This is a genomic window from Aeromicrobium sp. WCS2018Hpa-31 (assembly GCF_031843905.1).
In the GTDB taxonomy this organism is placed as follows: domain Bacteria; phylum Actinomycetota; class Actinomycetes; order Propionibacteriales; family Nocardioidaceae; genus Aeromicrobium.
In genome coordinates, this window is the sequence record NZ_JAVTJF010000010.1 from 93,421 (window position 1) to 113,876 (window position 20,456).

Annotated in this window: 18 protein-coding genes; 11 read left to right on the forward strand and 7 right to left on the reverse strand. The window is 69.5% G+C overall.

Going from position 1 to position 20,456, the window contains the following annotated elements:
* Positions 1-50: 50 nt before the first annotated feature.
* Positions 51-1,928, forward strand: coding sequence for a carboxypeptidase-like regulatory domain-containing protein (locus RQG84_RS14070; protein WP_311210504.1), 1,878 nt, complete (start codon positions 51-53; stop codon positions 1,926-1,928).
* A gap of 107 nt (positions 1,929-2,035) precedes the next feature.
* Positions 2,036-3,946: a carboxypeptidase-like regulatory domain-containing protein gene (locus RQG84_RS14075; RefSeq protein ID WP_311210505.1), complete on the forward strand. Its 1,911-nt coding sequence runs from the start codon at positions 2,036-2,038 to the stop codon at positions 3,944-3,946.
* Positions 3,947-4,260: 314 nt separating this feature from the next.
* Here the strand turns inward: RQG84_RS14075 and RQG84_RS14080 are convergent, their stop codons facing one another.
* From RQG84_RS14080 to lexA, 5 genes are all read right to left on the reverse strand, one after another.
* The gene (locus RQG84_RS14080) at positions 4,261-4,854 is read right to left on the reverse strand and encodes a cadmium resistance transporter (protein WP_311210579.1); all 594 of its coding nucleotides are present in this window, start codon (positions 4,852-4,854) and stop codon (positions 4,261-4,263) included.
* Positions 4,851-5,210 carry a helix-turn-helix transcriptional regulator gene (locus RQG84_RS14085; protein WP_068123217.1) on the reverse strand — a complete coding sequence of 120 codons (360 nt, stop codon included), beginning with the start codon at positions 5,208-5,210 and terminating at the stop codon, positions 4,851-4,853. The genes RQG84_RS14080 and RQG84_RS14085 overlap by 4 nt, the downstream gene beginning before the upstream one ends.
* A gap of 99 nt (positions 5,211-5,309) precedes the next feature.
* Positions 5,310-6,959, reverse strand: a complete 1,650-nt coding sequence (locus RQG84_RS14090) for a 3'-5' exonuclease (RefSeq protein WP_311210506.1) — start codon at positions 6,957-6,959, stop codon at positions 5,310-5,312.
* A complete protein-coding gene (locus tag RQG84_RS14095) occupies positions 6,956-8,845 on the reverse strand; it encodes a hypothetical protein (protein ID WP_311210507.1) in 1,890 nt (629 codons plus the stop codon). Before RQG84_RS14095 ends, RQG84_RS14090 begins: the two co-directional genes overlap by 4 nt.
* A 306-nt stretch (positions 8,846-9,151) precedes the next feature.
* The gene (gene lexA, locus RQG84_RS14100; protein WP_055968558.1) at positions 9,152-9,928 is read right to left on the reverse strand and encodes a transcriptional repressor LexA; all 777 of its coding nucleotides are present in this window, start codon (positions 9,926-9,928) and stop codon (positions 9,152-9,154) included.
* Positions 9,929-10,307: 379 nt separating this feature from the next.
* Between lexA and RQG84_RS14105 the strand changes: the two genes are divergently transcribed.
* Positions 10,308-10,697, forward strand: coding sequence for a LysM domain-containing protein (locus tag RQG84_RS14105; RefSeq protein ID WP_082480785.1), 390 nt, complete (start codon positions 10,308-10,310; stop codon positions 10,695-10,697).
* Positions 10,698-10,722: 25 nt separating this feature from the next.
* The gene (locus RQG84_RS14110; RefSeq protein WP_311210508.1) at positions 10,723-11,469 is read left to right on the forward strand and encodes a glutamine amidotransferase-related protein; all 747 of its coding nucleotides are present in this window, start codon (positions 10,723-10,725) and stop codon (positions 11,467-11,469) included.
* 30 nt (positions 11,470-11,499) lie between these two features.
* Here RQG84_RS14110 and RQG84_RS14115 read toward each other — a convergent pair whose 3' ends face one another.
* Positions 11,500-11,913: a VOC family protein gene (locus tag RQG84_RS14115; protein ID WP_056578826.1), complete on the reverse strand. Its 414-nt coding sequence runs from the start codon at positions 11,911-11,913 to the stop codon at positions 11,500-11,502.
* A 391-nt stretch (positions 11,914-12,304) separates the two neighbouring features.
* Here RQG84_RS14115 and nrdR point away from each other — a divergent pair, with 391 nt between their 5' ends.
* The 6 genes from nrdR to RQG84_RS14145 all read left to right on the forward strand — a co-directional run bounded on the left by nrdR (position 12,305) and on the right by RQG84_RS14145 (position 18,577).
* Positions 12,305-12,793: a transcriptional regulator NrdR gene (nrdR, locus tag RQG84_RS14120; protein ID WP_055967602.1), complete on the forward strand. Its 489-nt coding sequence runs from the start codon at positions 12,305-12,307 to the stop codon at positions 12,791-12,793.
* Positions 12,794-12,899: 106 nt separating this feature from the next.
* The gene (locus RQG84_RS14125; protein ID WP_311210509.1) at positions 12,900-15,842 is read left to right on the forward strand and encodes a vitamin B12-dependent ribonucleotide reductase; all 2,943 of its coding nucleotides are present in this window, start codon (positions 12,900-12,902) and stop codon (positions 15,840-15,842) included.
* 78 nt (positions 15,843-15,920) lie between these two features.
* Positions 15,921-16,421, forward strand: coding sequence for an ATP-binding domain-containing protein (locus RQG84_RS14130; RefSeq protein ID WP_311210510.1), 501 nt, complete (start codon positions 15,921-15,923; stop codon positions 16,419-16,421).
* The gene (locus tag RQG84_RS14135) at positions 16,418-17,077 is read left to right on the forward strand and encodes a hypothetical protein (RefSeq protein ID WP_311210511.1); all 660 of its coding nucleotides are present in this window, start codon (positions 16,418-16,420) and stop codon (positions 17,075-17,077) included. Before RQG84_RS14130 ends, RQG84_RS14135 begins: the two co-directional genes overlap by 4 nt.
* Before the next feature lie 77 nt (positions 17,078-17,154).
* Positions 17,155-17,745: a hypothetical protein gene (locus RQG84_RS14140; RefSeq protein WP_311210512.1), complete on the forward strand. Its 591-nt coding sequence runs from the start codon at positions 17,155-17,157 to the stop codon at positions 17,743-17,745.
* A 196-nt stretch (positions 17,746-17,941) separates the two neighbouring features.
* Complete coding sequence (locus RQG84_RS14145) at positions 17,942-18,577, forward strand: DUF4352 domain-containing protein (RefSeq protein ID WP_056578717.1); 636 nt, start codon at positions 17,942-17,944, stop codon at positions 18,575-18,577.
* Between the two features lie 376 nt (positions 18,578-18,953).
* Here the strand turns inward: RQG84_RS14145 and RQG84_RS14150 are convergent, their stop codons facing one another.
* Entirely contained in the window at positions 18,954-19,772 is an 819-nt protein-coding gene (locus tag RQG84_RS14150) for a hypothetical protein (RefSeq protein WP_311210513.1), read from the reverse strand.
* Between the two features lie 120 nt (positions 19,773-19,892).
* Here RQG84_RS14150 and RQG84_RS14155 point away from each other — a divergent pair, with 120 nt between their 5' ends.
* Positions 19,893-20,453, forward strand: a complete 561-nt coding sequence (locus RQG84_RS14155) for a hypothetical protein (protein ID WP_311210514.1) — start codon at positions 19,893-19,895, stop codon at positions 20,451-20,453.
* Positions 20,454-20,456 lie beyond the last annotated feature (3 nt).

A 20,456-nucleotide genomic window follows, 5' to 3' on the forward strand; every position in this document is an offset into this window, starting at 1 on the left:
GGGTTGATAGCCTGAGCCGTCATCCCACGCAATGAAGGGCTCGGGGGCCAATGCGTCGTCTCGTTCTCGCAGCAGTGTCCGGCCTCGTCGGATCGCTGCTCGTCGCTGTACCCCTGCCGGCCTCGGCCGCCACAGGAGTCTCCATCTCGGCAGGCACCGCGGCGGTGCAGGCGTCGGGTTCCCAGCGCTTCGTGGAGGTGTTCGCGCGCTGCCTCGGCTCCAAGACGTGCTCCGGCAAGGCCACGTTCGAGGGCTCCGGAGCGGGCACGGCCCGCTACTCGATCAAGGGCGGCAAGTCGGCCTACGTCACCGTGCCGTGGAGCAACGCGGCACAGGACCAGCCCACCGGCATCGGGCCCGGCGAGGTACGCCCGGCCACGCTCGCCGTCGACCCCAGCAACAAGGCCGTCTTCCGGCGCACGATGACGCTCGAGAAGCGCATCGCGAGCCGCAAGATCGTCGGCACCGTCACCGGTTCCACCGACGGCGTCACCCACCGCGAGGTCACGCTCTGGACCGTCTCGGGCCTGCGCACCACCCGTACGAAGGCCGTCGAGGTCGCGTCCGACGGCTCCTTCGACCTCGGCTCGTTCGGCCTCGGTCGCAACAACGCCCCCGGCCAGGCGTACCGCCTGAGCCTCAGCGCCACGGTGGACGGCAGCGCTCGCGAGTGGTTCTGGCGAGGCGGCACCTCCGGCAGCGGTGCGTTCACGGGCGGCGGGCGCACGATCCGCGAGTCCGGCATCGTGCGCGTCCAGAAGGGCGGCAACTTCACGGCGAACTTCGCGTACGGCACGGTCACGGGGTCGCTCACCGGCACCGGCGCCAACAACGCCGAGGTCCGCATCGTGTCCCCGAGCGCCGTCAAGTACACGCGCGCCTCGGACCTCCGCAGCCTCGACGTCCCCTATTGCGGCAACGAGTTCGGCGACGACCAGGTCTCCGGAGGCCAGTACCAGGTGCGGTTCGTCCCACGCCCCGATGGCGGCCCCCAGAGCTTCATGGTGGCCTTCGAGCCCACCGGATCCCAGCGCGGTGCCGTGATCGTCGACGGCGGCGACGTCGTTGACAGCTGTCACAAGGCCACCGGGTACGTCGGCGGCTCCTCCCGGCTCCTGGGCTTCGGCGGCGCCTCCACGAAGACCGTCCCCGCCGTGACCACCGACCAGGACGAGACCGAGCTCGACGTCTCGCTCACGTCGTCCTTCGGCCTCAACGGCAGCGACCGGTGGGTGACGCTGCGCGAGTACGCGCCCGGCCGCAAGGCCCTCGACTCCCCGATCGTCGCGGCCAAGCGGGCCGGCACCGACAAGAAGGCCACGTTCACCGGGCTGCGACCGGGCAAGTACGTCTTCGAGTCCGGCCGTCGCACCAGCTGCTCGGGCTGGTTCCGCAGCATCTATACCGACAACTACCTGTACCACAAGGGTCTGGAGCGCCAGTCCGAGCGCTGGAAGACCATCAAGGGCAAGTACGGCTCGCGCCCCTACAACGTGATCTCGCGGCAGAACGGCTACGTGCCGCAGAGCCCCGGCAAGGGCTACAAGGGCTGGATGTACCGCCCGGTGTGCACCACCGTCACCTCGGGTGCGCAGAAGATCGTCGATGTCGGCGACTCGCCCGCGCGGACCTCCATGAGCCTGTCCAAGGGCGCCACGATCTCCGGCCGCATCACCCGCGTGGGCGGCAAGTCGAACAAGGAGATTCTCGTGACGGCCTACGCCTCCGACGGCACGCGCGTCCTCCGCTCGGCCTTCTCCGACCGGTCCGGCCGCTTCACGATCCGCGGTCTGGCGTCGGGCAAGTACAAGATCGTCGTCAACGGCGACTCCTGGCGCGGCATCGGACGCACCCACAAGGGCACTCACTCCAAGACGGTGAAGGCGGGACGCAGCTACTCGGTGGGCACGCTGAACTTCCGCTCCTGAGCTGCACGGTCGGGGCCGGTACGCGCGCTTCGCTTCGATCGCCTCATCCTTGTTAGGGTGAGGCGATCGTGTCGTCATCTCTCGGGGGAACTCTCGTGCATCGAGTCGTGCTTGCCGTCCTGACCAGCCTGGTCCTGTCGTGTCTGGTGGCGGTGACCTTCGGCGCACCGGCCCAGGCGTCGTCCGGGCTCACGGTGACGGGAACGTATGCCGCAGTGGAATCGAGCACGGACTCCACCGGTCACTACCCCGTCTACGTGTCGGCCAAGTGCAACGGTTCGCGCACCTGCAAGGGCTCAGCGGTGATCCTGGGGCAGAAGCCGAGCTTCCGCACCTGGTCGTACTCCATCCCGGCCGGCTCCACCGGCTACATCAAGGTCCGCTGGCTGAAGGACGCCGCGAACCCTGCGCCCACGGGCCTGGGTGCCGTTCCCGGCACCGACGGCACCACGTTCAACCGGACCCTGAAGGTCTACCGCAGCGGGGCGTCGGCCATCGAGCGCACCGTCCGGCTCGAGCGTCGGCAGAAGACCCGGGTCCTGCGCGGCACGGTCACAGGTCCCACGGCAGGCGTCTCGGACGTCAAGATCACCCGCTGGGTCGCCAGTGGCCTGACGTGGCGGCGGGCCCAGAACGTGCGTCTCGACGGCAGCCGCAGCTTCTCGATCCCGATCGGCCTCGGGACCAACAACCGCTCGTCGGCGCCCTACCGCCTCAGCATCAGCGCGCTGGTCGACGGCCAGACGCGTGAGTGGTTCTGGCGCGGCGACTCTGCCGGCACCGGCAAGACCTACGGAGGCGGCGGCCGCGTGCGCGAGGGCTCCACCGCCGTCGTCGGGAAGTACGGCGACTTCACCGCCAACTTCCGTTACGGCACGGTCTCCGGCGCCCTCAGCGGACCGGGTGCCAGCGGCGCCCAGGTCCGCGTCATCGCGCCGCCGGCCTCCCGGCCCACTCGCGCGTCGGACCTGCGTTCCCTCGACGTCCCGTACTGCGCCAACGAGTTCGGCTCGGCGAAGGCGTCGTCGGCCGGCACCTACAGCGCGAGCTTCGTCCCGCGCACCTCCGGGGGGTCCACCGGCTACCTGGTCGAGTACCTCCCCACGGGTGGGCAGACCAAGGGGGTCGTCGGCGGCTCCGGCCAGTACGCCAACTGCCACGCCGCCACCAAGTACACCTCGAGCGCGAAGGACGACGACCTGATCGCCGACCGCGACGCCGACGCGATGGCCTCGGTCTCCGCGAACCTCGACCAGTCGAAGAACACGCTGACCTTCGACACCGACCCCACGTTCTCCGGCTTCAGCGGCTGGGACAAGTACTCCACCGTGCGCGAGTACGTGCCCGGCACCAAGCTCCTCGACCAGCCGATCGTCGCCTCGGGCTTCGTCGACTCCAAGGGCACCCGCGACTTCGCCGGGCTGCGCCCGGGCCGGTACGTCGTGGAGGTGGGACGGACGACCCAGTGCTCGTCCTGGTACCCGAGCATCTACAAGGACAACTACCTGTACCACAAGGGCCTCGAGCGGGGTCACGAGAAGTGGAAGACGGTCAACGGAGCGAAGGCCGAGTACGCGAAGTCCATCGAGAAGGGCTTCCCGCGCGCCGGGAAGAAGCCTCCCGCGGGCTACAAGGGCTGGATGTACCGCGACGCGTGCCGCCACACCGGCACGGGCAGCGCCGTGACGGTGAACCTGCCCGACCGATCGGTGACGTCGAACATCTCCAAGACGTCCAAGGGCGCCACGATCTCGGGCAAGGTCACCCGCGCCGGGGGCAAGAGCAACAAGGAGCTCCTCGTCTCGGTCTACTCGACCCAGGGCACGCTCGTCATGCGGTCCGCCTACACGGGTTCCTCCGGCAAGTTCGTCATCCGCGGCCTCGCGTCGGGCAACTACCGCATCGGCGTCAACCTCGACTCCTGGCGCGGCATCGGGCGCACCTTCGACGGGTCCAAGACCAAGAGGGTCACCGCCGGCAAGAGCTACAGCGTCGGCACGCTGAAGTTCAAGGGCTGATTCGGCCACGACGAAGGGCCCCCTCCCGGGTGGGCCTGTTCGGCTTTTAGTGTGGGTTCACGGCGCGCCTATGGCGCATCGAAGCGCCCCCCCGGTCCGATCGGACCGGGGGGCGCTTTCACGTCTGCGCCTCCGAGCCGATGGCTCCAGCCTGCACGCGATGGGCGGAGCTCGGGGGCAGGTAGCGGTCGGGCGGCGTGTCGGCGAGCGCTACTCGAGCGTGACCGGCGCGCGGTGGAGCGTTCTCTTGTCGAGGGTGACGGCGACTAGGCCCGCGCTACCTGCACGTGCTCGACCGCTGGCCAGGCGAAGCATCAGAGCCCGAAGGCTCCGCCGCTGTAAAGGATGACCAGGCCCAGGCCGATGAGGACGACCGGGAACAGGATGTGCTCCCACCGTTCGAGGACTTCGTCGATCCCGGGTCGGGTGGCAACGAACCTGGCTGCGACCACCAAGGCGGCGACGAGGACGAGGAAGACGACGCAGTAGGCGGCTGTCGCGGCGGGCCCCACGTTCAAGAAGACGGGGACGTAGACGCCGATGTTGTCGCCGCCGTTGGCGAAGGTGACGGCGGCGACGGTCCACACTGCGACGGCCTTGCCGGCGACTTTGGCGTCGTCGTCATCATCATCGCGCCATGCCTGCCATGCAGCCCAGAGGCCGAGGGCCAGCGGGATGAGGCCGAAGTAGGGGATCGCGGCCTCGGGCAGGAAGGCTCCGGCGCCGAGCGACACGAGCACTGCCGCGGCGAGGATGCCGGCGAACCCCAGGTACTGCCCAGCCAGGATGCGCGACGTGGTTCCGGGCCGTCCAGCTCCTCGGGCGAAGAACAGCGACAGCACGATGATGTCGTCGATGTTGGTGGCGATGAACAGGCCGATGGCCTGCGCTGCGGAGGTCAGCATCAGGCGCCGGCCCCTTGGGTGCCACACCCGGGCAGGACACATTGCTGGTCGATGCAGGGTGCGCTCTCGTCGACGGCCAGGGTGACGTCGATGAGCGCAGTGAGAGCCCGGGTGAGGTGCGGGTCAGCGACGGCGTAGCGCGTGTGTCGGCCTTCGGGTTCGGCTACGACGATGCCGCAGTCGCGCAGGCACGCGAGGTGGTTCGACACGTTGGACCGGGTCAGGTCTAGGTCGCGGGCGAGGTCGCCGGGGTAGGCGGGGCCCTCCAGAAGGGCCATGAGTAGGCGGGAGCGCGTGGGGTCGGCCATCGCCCGACCCAACCTGTTCATCACGTCAAGACGGCTAGCAGTGGTCAGCATGTGCTGAATAGTACAGCGTGCGCTGAACATTGCTTTCATCGCGGTGGGAGAACGGGCGCGCGCTACAACGCCGGCTGGGATGTCCGACTGGTTCGTCCATCAGCGCGGCAGGTAGGGGTTCGGGTTCACGCGCCCTTCGGGGCGGGCGAGGCGCCGGTGGGTGATGGTGCGCGGCTGCTGGGCCCGGGCGGTGGCGACCGCGGCCTGCTCGTGCCAGGTCATCCACAGTTCGAGCTCATCGTAGGCCGGGTCGGTCGTGCGGCCGGCGAGCACCGTCCCCGCGACCTCCTTCGCTGCGGTCAGCCCGCGGGTCTCCGCGATCGACTGGCACGCGACTCGGGCCAGGCGCGGCTCGAGCAGGTGGAGCCCCTTGCTCATCGCGACGGCGAGGTAGTCGTTCGCGGCGAGGACCCGGTCCTCCTCGACGGTGAAGGTGAACACCATCCAAGCCATGTACGCGGTCTCGCGCGGGTGGGTCGGTGACCAGCGGTTGATGCGACGGTCCTCGCGCTTGCCGAAGAGGCGGTCTCGGATGCCGGTCTTGGTGAGCCTGCCCTGCTCGCCGAGCACCGCGATCCGGGTCACCGGCTGGTACAGCGTGTCGCGGGGGCAACCGTGACCTTCCCAGCAGTCGGGGCAGGAGCGAGACCCGGACGGCTCGCACGGGGTGGAGGCTTCGACCTGGGGCCGCTGCTTGGCCCACCAGCGCAGCGCCCGGGTGTGCGCGAGCGCGGGCGCGGCCGCGGGCGGGTCGGCACCAGGGCTGGAGGCGGTGATGAGTGCGGCGACGGCGCCGAGCAGGGTGCCTGCCTGGCCGGGCTCGGTGACGGTGGCCAGCAGCGCGACGAGTGGGTCGAACAGCGCGGCGCCGTTCTCCTGGGCGGCGAGGGTGGCTTCGGGGCGCAGGTGCGGGCAGCGCAGCCGCACGCACTCCACGGCCAGCTCCAACCACGCCTGCTGCTCGGCCGGAGTGCCCGCGTGGGTGAGCGGGGAGTCGTGGCGGACCAGGTGCTCGGTCGGGACGACGGACGCTTCGCGGCGGCTGCGGATGTAGCCAGGAAGCTTCGGGTCGTGGGTAGTGCCCCGGGCGTGATCTTCGAGCAGCGCCTCGAGGCTGTCGTAGGCGAACGCCCCGGCGGCCTGAAGGAGCAGCTTGACCAGGGCGTCGGCGGTGGCGCGGGCGTCCGCGCGGGCGTGGTGCGCCTCGGCGTTGGCGACCCCGACGAGCTGGCACAAGGTGGCGAGGCTGACGACGCCGCGCTGACCGACGCCGGGCAGCCGGAGCAGTCGCGGCAGGGTGCTGGTGTCGATGATGGGCAGCTCGGGCAGCTGCTCGAGGCCGACGGGCACCGTCGCGTCCCCGGTTGCCCTCGCCTCGTCGAGCCGCTCCAACTCGCGGCGCAGCACCCGGATGTCGCTGCCGGTGTGGCAGACCAGCACCGCGTCGGGGACGGTGAGGGCGTCGAGCACCGCGGGCGCGTAGTAGCCGAAGCGGCGCTTGCGGGCCACGGCCTCGGTGGTGAAGCCGTGCACCGCGGTGGAGCGGGGGTCAACGGGCACGCCGGGGTTCATCTCGACGTACAGCTCGCCGTCGCGAACCCGTTTCCCGCCGACAACCGGGGTGATGGCCAGGGAGATGATGCGGTCGCCATCCCCGTCGGGGTCGCGGGTGTACTCGGTGTCGAGCACGAGGAAGGTGCGGGCGGTGAGGTGCTGGAACAGCTCGAAGCCGGCGTCGGTGAGCGTCACGGTCGCCCTCCGCTCTGCTGCCCGCCCTGCTGCCCGTCCTGCTGCCGAACGGGTGGTTGGGTGAGCCGCTGCTCGGCGAGCGCGGCGACCAGCAGCGGGTTCAACAGCGAGGAGTACACCGGTGGCGGCTCACCCTCGGCGCGCGGTGGCGGTTGAGCGTCGGCGAGGGTGCGCGGGGCGGGTGCCCACCCGCCGGCGGCCTCGTTGTCTTCGCGCAGCAGCCGGGTGACCTCGTCGAGGTCGGTGAACGCGCCCTGGGCCCGGGCGACCGCGAGATCGAGCAGGAAGTTCGTCCGGGCGAGGTTGCGGTACAGCTGCTTGCGGTTGTCCAGGAACGGCTCAAGCGCGTGCCGGATCCGGTTCTCGACCGCGGCGTTGGACGCCGGCAGCTGCGGCTGTCGGGCCAGGATGGGCAGCGCGGCCGCGACCCGGGGTTCGTAGATGCGGCGCTGCTCCAGCACTCCGGTCACGGGCGCCGGCAGCGTGGCGACGGCTCCGATGAGGTCGTCCCACCACCGTGTCCAGTCGGCGGGGCCGAGGTTGAGCAGCTCGTCGCGAGCGAGCACGTCGAGGTGCTTGGCCATTTCGGGGACCAGCACGGTGCGCCCCTCGAGCTTGGTGGTCGCCCCTGGCAGCTTCCTCAGTGCGTCGCGGAGGTTGCGCTGGATGTGGAACAGGCTCGGGACCAGTCCGACGACCCCTGCGCCGTACTGCTTCGTCACCGCGTTGCTGATGGCTTCGGCGTTGTCGGCGACGATGAAGTCCGGGCGTTCGCCGAGCTCGTCCAGCACCAGCCGCCACGCCTGTTCGTTCGCGCGCGGGTAGGCGCGCGCCAGCCGGAGCCGGTACTCCCGACGCGGGTAGCTCATCGGGTCCTCGGCCGGGTGCCAGCGGACCTCGACGACCACCAGCAAGCTCCACTGGTTCCGCTCAAGGCGCCGCTGCTGGCCGCGCCGGCGACGGCCGGACAAAATGACCGGCTGCTCGTCGAGCAGCCAGGTGATGGGGGTGGCGAGCGCGGCGTTCGGTGCAGCGGCGAGCTGCTGGTCGTTCGCGGCGCGCTGCTGCCGGTCGCGGTCGCGCATCTGCTGCTCGACGGGGCGCCACAGCAGCGGTGCGTACTGCTCCACCAGGTCGGCGGCGAGGTGCCAGGCGGACTTGCCCTGCGCGGCGGTGTACGACTGCGCGGCCCCGGTCGCCTGCCCGTCGAGCAGCGCGCCGCCGCCATGGTGCTCGAGCAGGTGGCGGCTGGCTCGGTCGCGGTACTCGCGCATCATCAGCGACACCGCCGCGTAGCTGGCGCCCATCGAGAGCTCGTTCAGCGCCCGGGCGTACAACGCGAGCGTCCACGGGGTGTGCCGGGCGCCGGTGAGCGCGCCGCGGTGCGGGGAGAGCAGTTCGTCGCAAGTCGTGCAGCTCTCGACACCGACCTCGACGGCCTCCCGTGCCAGTGGCGGGGTGAAGGTGTGTGGCGCCGTGCCGTCGGCGGGGACACAGCGGTAGCGCTGCCGCTTCGTGGCGCCGCGGCCGTACACGCCCTGCCGGGTCACCTTCGAGACCGCGTGCTCGGGGCACCCCGGCGGGCGGTCGAGCGAGGTGAGCTGGGTGCCGGCCGCCGAGGCGAGCACCTGGAAGAAGTGCGAGCTGCCGTCGGGCCGGGTGCACCGGAACCGCCGCCAGGTGCCCGCCTTCGTCGTGCGCGTGCCTCGTCCCTGGACCCGGGCGTCGGCGTGCCACGGGTCAGGGCACCGCTGCCTCGGTGAGCGTCCAGCCTCGACCGCTCCGGCGGCCGGGGTGGTGAAGAAGTGCCGCTTTCCGGTCTCGGGCAGGCACTCGAACCGCTGCCGCGTGCCGGCCGCGGAGGCCCTGAGCCCACGGCGGCGCACCCGGCTCCCCGCGTGTGACGGGTCCGGGCACTGCGGTGCTGCTGCGTCGGTCAGTTGTCCTCCTGGCGGGACGTCTCCGCCAGACAGCGTGCCGGCGCCGGTCCTACCGGCAGTGCCGTCCTCGAGGTCGCGGGCGGCAACCACCAGCGACCCCCTCCGAACGCGAACCGGCCCTCCCGGGCCCTGACCGAAGGGTCAAGGCTACCGGGAGGGCCGGACAAGGCGCGCCCAAAACCACACTAAAAGCCGAACAGGCCCGGGTGGGAGGGGGCCCTTCGCGTCGTGCGAGTGAGCGGTCGACGGGAGTCAGAGTCGGCGCAGCACCGTGGTGACCTTGCCCAGGATCGTGGCGTGGTTGCCGTCGATGGGGGAGTAGTCGTCGTTGTGCGGCAGCAGCCAGATCTGGCCGTCCTTGCGCTGGAACGTCTTGACCGTGGCCTCGCCGTCGAGCATGGCGGCGACGATCTCGCCGTTCTCGGCGACCGGCTGCTGGCGGACGACCACGTAGTCGCCGTCGCAGATCGCCGCGTCGACCATGGAGTCGCCGCGCACCTCGAGCAGGAACAGCGTGCCGTCGCCGACCAGGGAGCGGGGGAGCGGGAAGATCTCCTCGACCTGCTCCTCGGCCAGGATCGGACCGCCCGCGGCGATGCGACCGAGCATGGGCACGTACGTGGCCTCGGGGCGCTGGTCGCCGAAGCCGGTCTCGTCGACCTCGGAGTCGTCGGCCGAGCTGAGCGTGCGCCGCGCCTTGACCACCTCGGGCAGGAAGATCTCGATCGCGCGCGGGCGATTCGGGTCGCGCTTGACGTAGCCGAGACGCTCGAGGACCCGCAACTGGTGGGCGACCGAGGAGGTGCTGGCCAGGCCGACGGCGCCACCGATCTCGCGCATGCTGGGCGGGTAGCCGCGCTGCTCGATCTGGTCGCGCATGAAGTGCAGGATCTTCTGCTGCCGGCCGGTGAGGCCGGTCATCTCGTCGACGGGACCGTCGGGCAGCTCACGCACGGAGTTGCGTGAACCCTTCGGGCGGCCCCGACGCGGCGCGTCGGCGGAGGGGTCGAGGGTGCTGTCGTCGCTCATGGTCCCCACGCTAGACCTCTGCGGGGACGTTTACAAACACATGTTCGACAGCGTGTCGCGCGTTCGAATGCCGTGCTCGACGGCCCCGCAACCGTCCTGAGACGGCGGCCACGCGCGTGCGACGCGTCACAGTCGAACACCGTGTCGAAGATTCTTTCACTGGAATTGCAGGCGAGTGGCGGTCCTGTTCGGATTCCTGTTCGAAAGGGGGCTGCTTTTGTCGGCGCCTTCCCCTACTGTCGTACACGTGTTCGATCGAACATCTGTTCGTCGGATCCGCGGAGCACCACCGCCCCCGGAGCATCGACGTTCGAATGACATCGACAGGTGCTCGATCGACACACCAAGACTCCTTCCTCTCCCTTCCCCGGAGGTCACCATGAGCACCATCACCGTCTACGAGACCAGCCGCTTCGCCCCGTCGTTCTCCCGTGGGATCGCCTCGGCTCCGCGCAGCACCACCGAGCCGGCCGCGGTCCGGCTGACCCGTCGGGGCCGCCTCGTGCTCCTGCTCGCCGTCATCGCGGCGCTGGCGGTCACGGTCGTCGCTCTCGGCTCGTCCACCGTCGCCACCTCCGACGCCGGTGCGGTCCCGGCCACCACGGTCGTCACCGTGCAGGAGGGGCAGACGCTCTGGCAGATCGCCGCCGACGCCAACCCCGAGGGCGACGTGCGCGACACGGTCGACGACATCATGCGCATGAACTCGCTGCCCAGCGCCGGTGCGCTGCAGCTCGGCTCCGACCTCGCGGTGCCCGTCTACGAGTGACGGGCCCGTCCGGCACCATGGGGGCATGAACGACGCCCCTACCCCGGCGGACCCGACCTCGTCGGGCCGCCCTCTGCAGGTGCACGTGCTGGCCGACGACACCGACCGCTCCGGCGGCTACGTCACGGAGCGGCTGCGGGAGCACGGCGCCGAGCTGACCTGGATCGACCGCGACACGATCGACTCCCCGTGGTCGGCGACCGGCGTAGACCTGGTCCTGAGCCTCGGCTCGGAGCGCTCGGCGCACGAGCCCCGCTGGGCCCACGTCGTGGAAGCGGAGTCCGACGTCGTGCGGGTGGCGCTCGGCTCCGGCGTCCCCGTGATGGCCATCTGCTACGGCGCCCAGCTCGTGGCCCGTGCCCTCGGCGGCACGTCGTACCGCGGCGACGGTGCCGAGATCGGGTGGCGCCGCGTCGACACGCTCGACGACGTCCTCTGCCCGGAGGGGCCGTGGGGCCAGTTCCACCAGGACGTGCTGAGCCCGCCGCCCACGGCGCGGGTGATCGGCAGCTCCTGGTTCGGCCCGCAGTGCTTCGTCGACGAAGCCTTCGGTGCCCGCGTGATCGCCTGGCAGTTCCATCCCGAGGTGACGCCGGAGACGTTCAGCCGCTGGGTCGACGAGAGCGCCGACCTGGTGCGGGTGAGCGGCTCCGAACCCGGTGAGCTGAAGCGTCAGGCGCTCGCGAACGCGACGCGCAGCCGTCTCGCCGCGTTCGCGCTCGTCGACGCCGCCCTCGAGCACCTGGGCGTGGCGGTGCCGCGCCCGATCTGAGGGGCGCAGCGTGGTGGGCTTGGCGCAGGCCTACTGGCTCGCGGCGAGGTTGACCAGCCAGGCCACGCCGAAGCGGTCGTTCAGCAGGCCGAACTCGTCGCCCCACGGTGCACGCTCGAGCGGTGCCACGATCTCGGCGCCCTCGCTGAGTCCGGCCCAGTAGTTGCGGATGCGGGGATCGTCGCCGTTGAGGGTGACGTTGATGGCCGTGCCCATTGACGGCTGGTCACCGCCCGGGGGAGTGTCGGAGGCCATCAGGTCGAAGCCGGCGTCGGTGACGAGGTGGCCGTGCATCATCCGGTCGGCCACGGCGGGGTCGTCGCTCATGCCGGCCTCGCCGAAGGTCATCGCCTCGATCGTCCCGCCGAAGACGGACTGGTAGAACTCGAGCGCCTCGCGGGACTCGTCGCGGAAGTTCAGGTAGGGGTTCAGTCGCATGGTCATGCGGTCATCGTCCTCCCTATTGTTCCTGAGAGGAAGAGGCTTCGGTGAGAGCCCCTCGGGACCGGGTACGTCGTGGTCGAGGAGGGGGTGGTTCCACCTCGGTGGCGCCGGGACACGCCGTGACACCTGAGGCTCGTGTGACTCGAGAGGCCGCTGACCTGCGCAAACATCGAGCTCTCAGATTTGTCTGCGCAACTCGTCAGACTTGCTTGCATGACCTGGTGTGCAGGCGTACGGTAGCCACTACATCTAGTGATTACACCGATGTAGTTCTCCACATCTAGTCCCACAGGGACGGGGGACTTACCCACAGGAATCCCGGGCCATCCACCTCTTCATCCCCAGGTTGTCCCCAGATCCCGCGAAGAAATCAGCCCGAGAGGAGAGCACCGTGCACTGTCCGTTCTGCAAGAACCCCGACACCCGCGTGCTCGACTCCCGGGTGGCTGAGGAGGGCGGCGCCATCCGGCGTCGTCGGGTCTGCGGAGCGTGCGAGAAGCGCTTCACGACCATCGAGCAGATGCAGCTGACGGTCCTCAAGCGGTCGGGGGCCACCGAGCCCTTCAACCGCGACAAGGCCATCTCCGGCGTCCGCAAGGCCTGCAAGGGCCGTCCGGTCTCCGACGACGACCTCGCACGCCTCGGCCAGCAGGTCGAGGACGCACTGCGCGAGAGCGGTGCGGCCGAGATCGCGGCCCACGAGGTCGGCCTGGCCATCCTCGACCCGCTCAAGAGCCTCGACGAGGTGGCGTACCTGCGCTTCGCGAGTGTCTACAAGGCGTTCGACTCGGTGGACGACTTCGCCGCCGAGATCGCCGTCCTCATGGCCCGCGCCGCAGACGGCGAGCTGGCCGAGCACACCGCACGACAGCTTCCCTGACCACCCGCCGCCCACGGGCGGCACCGGCACCCTGAACGACCTCGTCCCGTGCCACGGGGCGGGACGCACGACCTTTCACACACCAGCAGCGACACAGGAGCACGACATGACGGAGACGGTCGACGGATCGACGGGCCGGGCACAGTCCGGCAAGACGCGCGGGAGCAAGGCCGGCAAGGGCCTGAGCATCCAGCGCGTGTACACGACCGAGGGCGTGCACCCGTACGACGCCGTGACGTGGGAGCGTCGCGACGTCGTGCAGACCAACTGGAAGACCGGCGAGACGGTCTTCGAGCAGCGCGGTGTGGAGTTCCCCGACTTCTGGAGCGTCAACGCCTCCACGATCGTCACCACCAAGTACTTCCGCGGCGCTGTGGGCTCGCCCGAGCGTGAGCAGAGCCTGCGCCAGCTGCTCGACCGCGTCGTGCTCACGTACACCGCCGCCGGCAAGGAGCACGGCTACTTCGCCACCGACGCGGACGCCGAGGTCTTCGAGCACGAGCTGACGCACATGCTGCTGCACCAGGTCTTCAGCTTCAACAGCCCCGTCTGGTTCAACGTCGGCACGTCGAGCCCGCAGCAGGTCAGCGCCTGCTTCATCCTCGCCGTCGACGACTCGATGGACTCGATCCTCAACTGGTACCGCGAGGAGGGCCTGATCTTCAAGGGCGGCTCCGGTGCCGGCCTCAACCTGTCGCGCATCCGTTCGTCCAAGGAGCTGCTGCGCTCCTCCGGCGGCACCGCGTCGGGCCCCGTCTCCTTCATGCGCGGCGCCGACGCGTCCGCCGGCACCATCAAGTCCGGTGGCGCCACGCGTCGTGCGGCCAAGATGGTCGTGCTCGACATCGACCACCCCGACATCGTCGAGTTCGTCGAGACCAAGGAGCGCGAGGAGGAGAAGATCCGCGTCCTGCGTGACGCCGGCTTCGACATGGACCTCGGTGGCGACGACATCACCAGCGTCCAGTACCAGAACGCCAACAACTCCATCCGCGTCGACGACGCCTTCATGCGCGCCGTCGAGGAGCACACCTCCTACGGTCTGCGTGCCCGCACCAACGGCGAGGTGATCGAGGAGATCGACGCCAACGAGCTGTGGGGCAAGGTCGCCAAGGCCGCCTGGGCCTGCGCCGACCCGGGCATCCAGTACGACTCGACGATCAACGACTGGCACACCACGCCGGAGACCGGCCGCATCACCGCGTCCAACCCGTGCTCGGAGTACATGCACCTGGACAACTCCAGCTGCAACCTGGCCAGCCTCAACCTGATGAAGTTCCTGTCCGAGGACGGCACCACGTTCGACGTCGAGAAGTTCGTCAAGAGCGTCGAGCTGATCATCACGGCGATGGACATCAGCATCTGCTTCGCCGACTTCCCGACCGAGGCGATCGGCGACACCACGCGCGCCTACCGCCAGCTGGGCATCGGCTACGCCAACCTCGGCGCGATGCTCATGGCCTCGGGCCTGGCGTACGACTCCGAGGGTGGCCGCGCGCTGGCCGCCTCGATCACGTCGCTCATGACGGGCACGTCCTACCGTCGCTCGGCCGAGCTGGCCGGCGTCGTCGGTGCGTACGACGGCTTCAAGCAGAACGCCACGCCGCACACGCGGGTCATGCGCAAGCACCTCGCCGCCAACGACGACATCCGCACGCTGCACTCGATGGACATCGCCGTGCAGCGCGAGGCCACCAAGCAGTGGGCCGACAACCTGAAGATCGGCGAGAAGAACGGCTGGCGCAACGCCCAGGCGTCCGTGCTCGCGCCCACCGGCACCATCGGCTTCATGATGGACTGCGACACGACCGGCATCGAGCCGGACTTCTCGCTGGTCAAGTTCAAGAAGCTGGTCGGCGGCGGCTCCATGCAGGTCGTCAACCAGACGGTCCCGATCGCGCTCAAGAAGCTCGGCTACACCGGCGAGACCATCGAGGCGATCATGGAGTTCATCGCCGAGAAGGGTCACGTCGTCGACGCGCCCGGCCTGAAGCCCGAGCACTACGAGGTCTTCGACTGCGCCGTGGGCGACCGGGCCATCAAGCCCATGGGTCACGTGCGGATGATGGCTGCGGCTCAGCCGTTCCTGTCCGGCGCCATCTCCAAGACGGTCAACATGCCCGAGACCTCCACGGTCGAGGAGATCGCCGACGTCTACTTCCAGGGCTGGAAGCTCGGTCTGAAGGCGCTCGCCGTCTACCGCGACAACTGCAAGGTCGGCCAGCCGCTGTCCTCGCAGAAGAGCCAGGACGACAAGACGTCGGCCAAGGCTGCCGAGGGTGCGGCCGAGGTCAAGACGGTCGTCGTCGAGAAGCCGATCCGTCGTCGTCTGCCGAAGTCGCGCCAGTCGATCACCACGTCGTTCAGCGTCGGCGGTGCCGAGGGCTACATGACCTCCGGTGCGCACGAGAACGGCGAGCTGGGCGAGCTGTTCCTCAAGCTGGGCAAGCAGGGCTCGACCTTGGCCGGCGTGATGGACGCCTTCTCGATCGCCGTGTCGATCGGTCTGCAGTACGGCGTGCCGCTCGAGACGTTCGTGCAGAAGTTCACGAACCTCAAGTTCGAGCCGGCCGGTCTGACCGACGACTCCGACGTCCGCATGGCGCAGTCGATCATGGACTACGTCTTCCGCCGTCTGGCGCTGGACTACATCGACTTCGACACGCGCTCGGCGATGGGGATCCACTCGGCCGAGGAGCGTCAGCGCTACCTCGACACGGGCAGTCACCAGCCGATCAGCAAGGGCACGACGGCCGCCGAGCTCGTCGAGACCGAGCCGGAGACGCTCAAGGAGGCCGCGACCGCCGAGGCTTCCTCGAACACCGGAACCCCGGTCGCCGAGCCTGTCGAGGTGCTGACCGCCGAGCAGGCCCAGGCCGACACGGCCAAGCCCGCCCCCAAGCAGGCCCACACGTCGGCCGAGCTCCTCGAGGCCATCACCGGCTCCGCGGTCGACTCGCCCCTGTGCATGACCTGCGGCACCAAGATGCGCCCCGCCGGCTCCTGCCACGTCTGCGAGGGCTGCGGCAGCACCAGCGGCTGCAGCTGATGTTCTGACGGCCCGGGTGGTCCAGCACGTTCCACGTGTTGGACCACCCGGTCTCGTCCACAACGATGGGATGTGCTGATGGCAACGCGAGCCCTGCGCAACACCAAGCAGATCTCGTCGACGTTCTCGTCCATGGCGCCCAACAAGATGCGCATCTCGCAGCACGACGGTCCCGAGGTGCGGTTCGTCCCGTGTGACTGGGAGCAGGCCATCGAGCACGCCGACGACGTCGTCGAGCAGCTGCTCGAGGAGGGCTGGCAGCCCTCGGATCTCGCGCTCGTCGCCACCGGCCCGCGCCACCCCGAGCAGAAGGCACGGCAGGAGGACGGCTGGCAGGCCTACTGGGACTCCTTCTGGGACAAGGACCAGGTGTTCTACGGGCACGTCATGGGCTTCAAGGGACTCGAGCGCCCCGCCGTCGTGCTCGCCCTCAACGAGCAGCCAGACCGCGAGCGCGCCATGGAGCGGCTCTACGTCGGCCTGTCCCGCGCCCGCGACCTGCTCGTCGTGTGCGGGGACCCGGAGCACATCGAGGCGGTCGGGGGACCTGCGGTTCTGAGGAAGATCAGGGGAGCGTGACCGTGCCCGGATTTCGTGACGAACTCGCAGCGCTGAACGCTGCGATACTGAAGGACTTCCCCACCAGGGAGGACCCGGGCTGGCCTGGGGGCTACCCGGAGGAGATCGAGTCAGCGCTCATCGATGCCGTGTTCTCGATCCGCGCGAAGTACGGCGCCACTCCCGACGTCGGAGTTCGACGTGTCGTCGCACGTTGGCGCGAGGCGCGAGGGGTGGACCGGCCCGACGACCTGACGTTCCTGGCGGGCCAGGCCGGCCCAAGCCTCGGCGCAGTCGCCTCGAACCGGTCCACCACGGGTGGCCGACCCAAGGTGGACGTGGTCGACGAAGCTGCTGGTCGGTTGGTGGAGGAAGGTGTCGTGCACGCCATCGACCTCGCTGATCCCGAGCGTCGAATCGCGGCGAAGTGGGCCTACATCGGGACGAAGGGATTGGGCCCGGTGACCTGGTCCTACTTCTCGATGCTGCTCGGTCATCCGGACGTGAAGGCCGACGTGCACGTCATCAGGTACGTGGGTCGAGCCGCCAGGAGCGATGGATCGGGCGATCGGTTCAGCAGCGAGTACGTTCGCGACCTGTTGATCGCGTCGACGCACCCCTTCGACGACGTCACCGAGCTCGACCACGCGATCTGGAAGCTTCAGCGATCCTTGTGAGTACCGCACCGTCGGGTCTTCCGCCCTTTCGCCTCGCTGACGCCATGGGGGCGCGGGACTTCTACGAAAGTCGTTCCGTGAAGCTCGACGGGGTGATCGGCGAGCTGGCCGGCGAGCTCGGGCTCGGTTGCGTGTGGGTCGTCTGCGGCCCTTTGATCGAACGAGGCGTCGTGATGACGGACATCGCCGCCCGAGCGTCCGCTGCCGGCCGCTCCACGCTCGTGGCGTCACGGCACGTCGATGGGAACACGTTGGGGATCGCGGTGTGCGATGCCGGTGGCGTGGAGGGCACGTTCCGAGTCATGGGGGCGGGAGACGGCCTCGGGGCGCTGCTGACGGAGCCGAGAGAATCGGATCTCGAGGTCCTGGACCTCCTGGTGATCGACGGAGCGGACGGTCTGGTGGACCACCGGGATGACTGGCTCACGGCCGTCCGTCACCGTGCCCGTGCTCGCCGGACGGCCGTCGTCGTGGGCGTCCCGCACCTCGACCTCGTCGCCGCAGAACCGGAGATGCTCCTTGGCGATCGCCTGATGACCGTGGGCCCAGTCGATCTCGCGACGGGCCTGAGCTCGTTGAACGTACCCCGCCGGCACTCCGCGCCCGCCAGACTGAGCGCATTCCTGGGGACGGGACCTGGGCGGATCGTCGCTGGACAGCCGCGCTGACATTCCCTGGAGCGTCTGTGCAGGGTGCGACTTCGTGGTTACGGGTCCGACGTCCAGGCGGTCACGGACGAGCACAGGGGAAGCCATGCTCCCGAGTCAGGTCGAGTGGTCACATCGAGCCACGGGAATCGCTGAGAGCACAGGCCGATCCGCCCTACGGTGACGACTCCACATCACCGAAGACGGGGGATCGACCATGTCCGAGACTCAGCACGAGCAGCAGAACCCGAAGGCCGCAGCCAAGGCGGCGAAGGCCTATGCGAAGGCCTCGCGGCCCTGGTACAAGAAGAAGCGCTGGATCGCCGCGATCGTCGTCGGCGTGATCATCGTGGCCGCGGCGCTCGGCAGCGGCGGTGAGGAAGGAGCCACCCGCGGTGGCGGGTCCGGCGGGTCGGACGACAGCGCGAAGGTGACGCAGGCCGACCCCGTGGCCATCGGCGAGTCGGTCGAGCTCGAGGGCACGACCTACACGGTCAACAGCGCGAAGACGCAGGGCAGCGTCGGTAGCGAGTTCTTCTCCGAGGAGGCCGGCGGCACCTACGTCATCGTCGAGATCACGATCGAGAACACGAAGGACGAGACGAAGACCTTCCTCGACTCCGCGGCGGTCTTCGTGGGATCCAACGGCAAGAAGTACTCGACGGACAGCGACGGCACCATCGCGGCGAGCGGTGACGACGGCGAGACCTTGATCTTCGAGGACATGCAGCCTGACGTCCCGAAGACCGGCATCCTCGTGTTCGACGTCCCGGAGGCCGCAGTGAAGGGTGGACAGCTCGAAGTGAGCGACCTGTTCGGTCGCGGCAAGGCGTACGTCGACCTCGGACTCTGACCGAGTCAACCGTTCCGGCCACCCTTGTCACCTCTCGGTGGCAGGGTGGCCGGAACGACCGAGGGGAGCAGCCGTGGGTGCGGTGACGTTCGTCAAGACGCGTGAGGCTGCGCAGCACCTCGCTTCCCACCTGCTCGATGCGCGTCGCACCCATCCTGTGGTGGTCGTGTCCCACGGGGTCGGACGTGGCGACCAGCCGTGGATCGATGCCGAACAGGTCGCTGCCGGCGTCGGTGACTACGCCGAGGTCCACGTCGTGCCCACGGGGGAGGTCACCTGGGCGCTGAGCTCGTCGTTGCCGCCCGAGACGCAGGTCTACGGTGACGCAGCACGGGTCTACTCCACCGATCTCACGTGGGTGTCGCAACCTCGCTCGTCACGGCTCTACCTGTGCTTCGGCCCGGACCAGGGCGCACGGATCGAGGCTCTGCTCGAGGCCGACGCCATGCAGGCTGCGCTCGAGGCCGGTCTGCTCGAACGGCGGGCCGTGCAGCGCAGAACCGTCACGGGACGTGTCGTCGGGGTGCTGGCTGGTCGAGGCATCGTCGAGGGCGACTTCGGCCGAGCAGCGCTTCGCGAGGAGCTTGCAGTCCCTGGGGTTCCGATCGAACGGGTCGTGCGACCTGGTCAGGAGGTCACGGGCGAGTGGGTCACGGCCGACGGTCTGCTCGACGTGCGCAACCAGGTACGCCCCGCCACCGAAGCGCTCGAGCACTACGCGCCTGGAGACGCAGTGCTGGTCCGTGTCGCTGACGTGGGGCGCGACCGCGCCGTCGTCGAGCCGTACCCGGGCATGCGCGTCGAGATCGGGGTCCACGGCATCACCGGCAATCCCTTGGACGACCCGCGCGACCTGATGACGGTCGGTGAGGTGGTGGTGGCGCATGTGGTGCGCGCCGGAAGTTGGCTCCTCTCGCTCGTCGACGTCGACGACGACGAACCGGTGCGGGAGGTTCCGTCGCTGCTTCCGGGCGGTCCTGCGTGGCTCGCGGTCGAGGATTCCGCGCCTGCCGCTCGGCCGGAACCGGACGCACCCTGGTCGCCACCGCAGGTCGACGTCGAGCCGGTCGTCGCGCTCGAACCGGCAGGCACGCCGCCACCGGCCATCGCAGGGGCGGCCGACGTCCCCACACCTGCTCGACCGTCCCCTCTCGATCTCGATCCTCGGCGGCGAGGAGCCGCCGATGTCACCCATCCGCCGTCGACGTCGCCCGACGACGAGCCGGTGGCTACCTCCTCCGCTCGGAAGGACCTGCACCTGGAACGGGCAGCGCGTGCTCATGCCCAGCGGCAAGCGGACGCCCTGAGGCAAGAGATGGCTCAGCTCGTCTCCCGTCTTCAACGGCTCGAGCACGAGCGGGACCGGGCGGTGGGGGAGGTGGAGCGCAAGAGGACGGAGACTCGTGACCTCCGCAAGAAGCTGCAGCGTTCCCGGTCCGTGGCTCGGGTCGAGGCCAGCAGCGAGGAGCGCTTCATCGATGCGGAGTCGGCGTTCCGTCACGACGTGTACCTCGCCTGGGTCGAGGCGATACCGGCTGCCGAGAAGGCGCAGCGTCCGCTGCCGGACGACTGGACGCTCGGGCGCGACTTCCTCCCCTCTCTGGCGTCGGTCGACGGGGTGGCGCGATCGAAGGTCGCTGAGGTCGTGGTCCACGTGCTCACCGGACTCGCCGACTCGATGCCCGGCCGCGACATGCATCGTCTGAGGATGGGTCCCGGCGGTGACGACCCGTGGGTGGAGCGGCATCCGGGGGAGTACTGCTGGCGAGTGGCGCTGCAGCAGCACACCCCGAGTGCGCGGCGTCTGCACTTCTGGCGACGGGGCACCCAGGTGCAGCTGTCGAGGGTGGCGCTCCACGACGAGATGCGGCCATGATCG

What these genes read in the sequence shown, in the direction of transcription:
- RQG84_RS14115 (WP_056578826.1), bottom strand. Translation starts at nt 11,913, where the DNA reads ATGACCATGCGACTGAACCCCTACCTGAACTTCCGCGACGAGTCCCGC.
- RQG84_RS14155 (WP_311210514.1), top strand. Translation starts at nt 19,893, where the DNA reads ATGGCTCAGCTCGTCTCCCGTCTTCAACGGCTCGAGCACGAGCGGGAC.
- RQG84_RS14130 (WP_311210510.1), top strand. Translation starts at nt 15,921, where the DNA reads ATGGCAACGCGAGCCCTGCGCAACACCAAGCAGATCTCGTCGACGTTC.
- RQG84_RS14070 (WP_311210504.1), top strand. Translation starts at nt 51, where the DNA reads ATGCGTCGTCTCGTTCTCGCAGCAGTGTCCGGCCTCGTCGGATCGCTG.
- RQG84_RS14085 (WP_068123217.1), bottom strand. Translation starts at nt 5,210, where the DNA reads ATGCTGACCACTGCTAGCCGTCTTGACGTGATGAACAGGTTGGGTCGG.
- lexA (WP_055968558.1), bottom strand. Translation starts at nt 9,928, where the DNA reads ATGAGCGACGACAGCACCCTCGACCCCTCCGCCGACGCGCCGCGTCGG.
- RQG84_RS14145 (WP_056578717.1), top strand. Translation starts at nt 17,942, where the DNA reads ATGTCCGAGACTCAGCACGAGCAGCAGAACCCGAAGGCCGCAGCCAAG.
- RQG84_RS14125 (WP_311210509.1), top strand. Translation starts at nt 12,900, where the DNA reads ATGACGGAGACGGTCGACGGATCGACGGGCCGGGCACAGTCCGGCAAG.
- RQG84_RS14110 (WP_311210508.1), top strand. Translation starts at nt 10,723, where the DNA reads ATGAACGACGCCCCTACCCCGGCGGACCCGACCTCGTCGGGCCGCCCT.
- RQG84_RS14150 (WP_311210513.1), bottom strand. Translation starts at nt 19,772, where the DNA reads ATGGGTGACATCGGCGGCTCCTCGCCGCCGAGGATCGAGATCGAGAGG.
- RQG84_RS14105 (WP_082480785.1), top strand. Translation starts at nt 10,308, where the DNA reads ATGAGCACCATCACCGTCTACGAGACCAGCCGCTTCGCCCCGTCGTTC.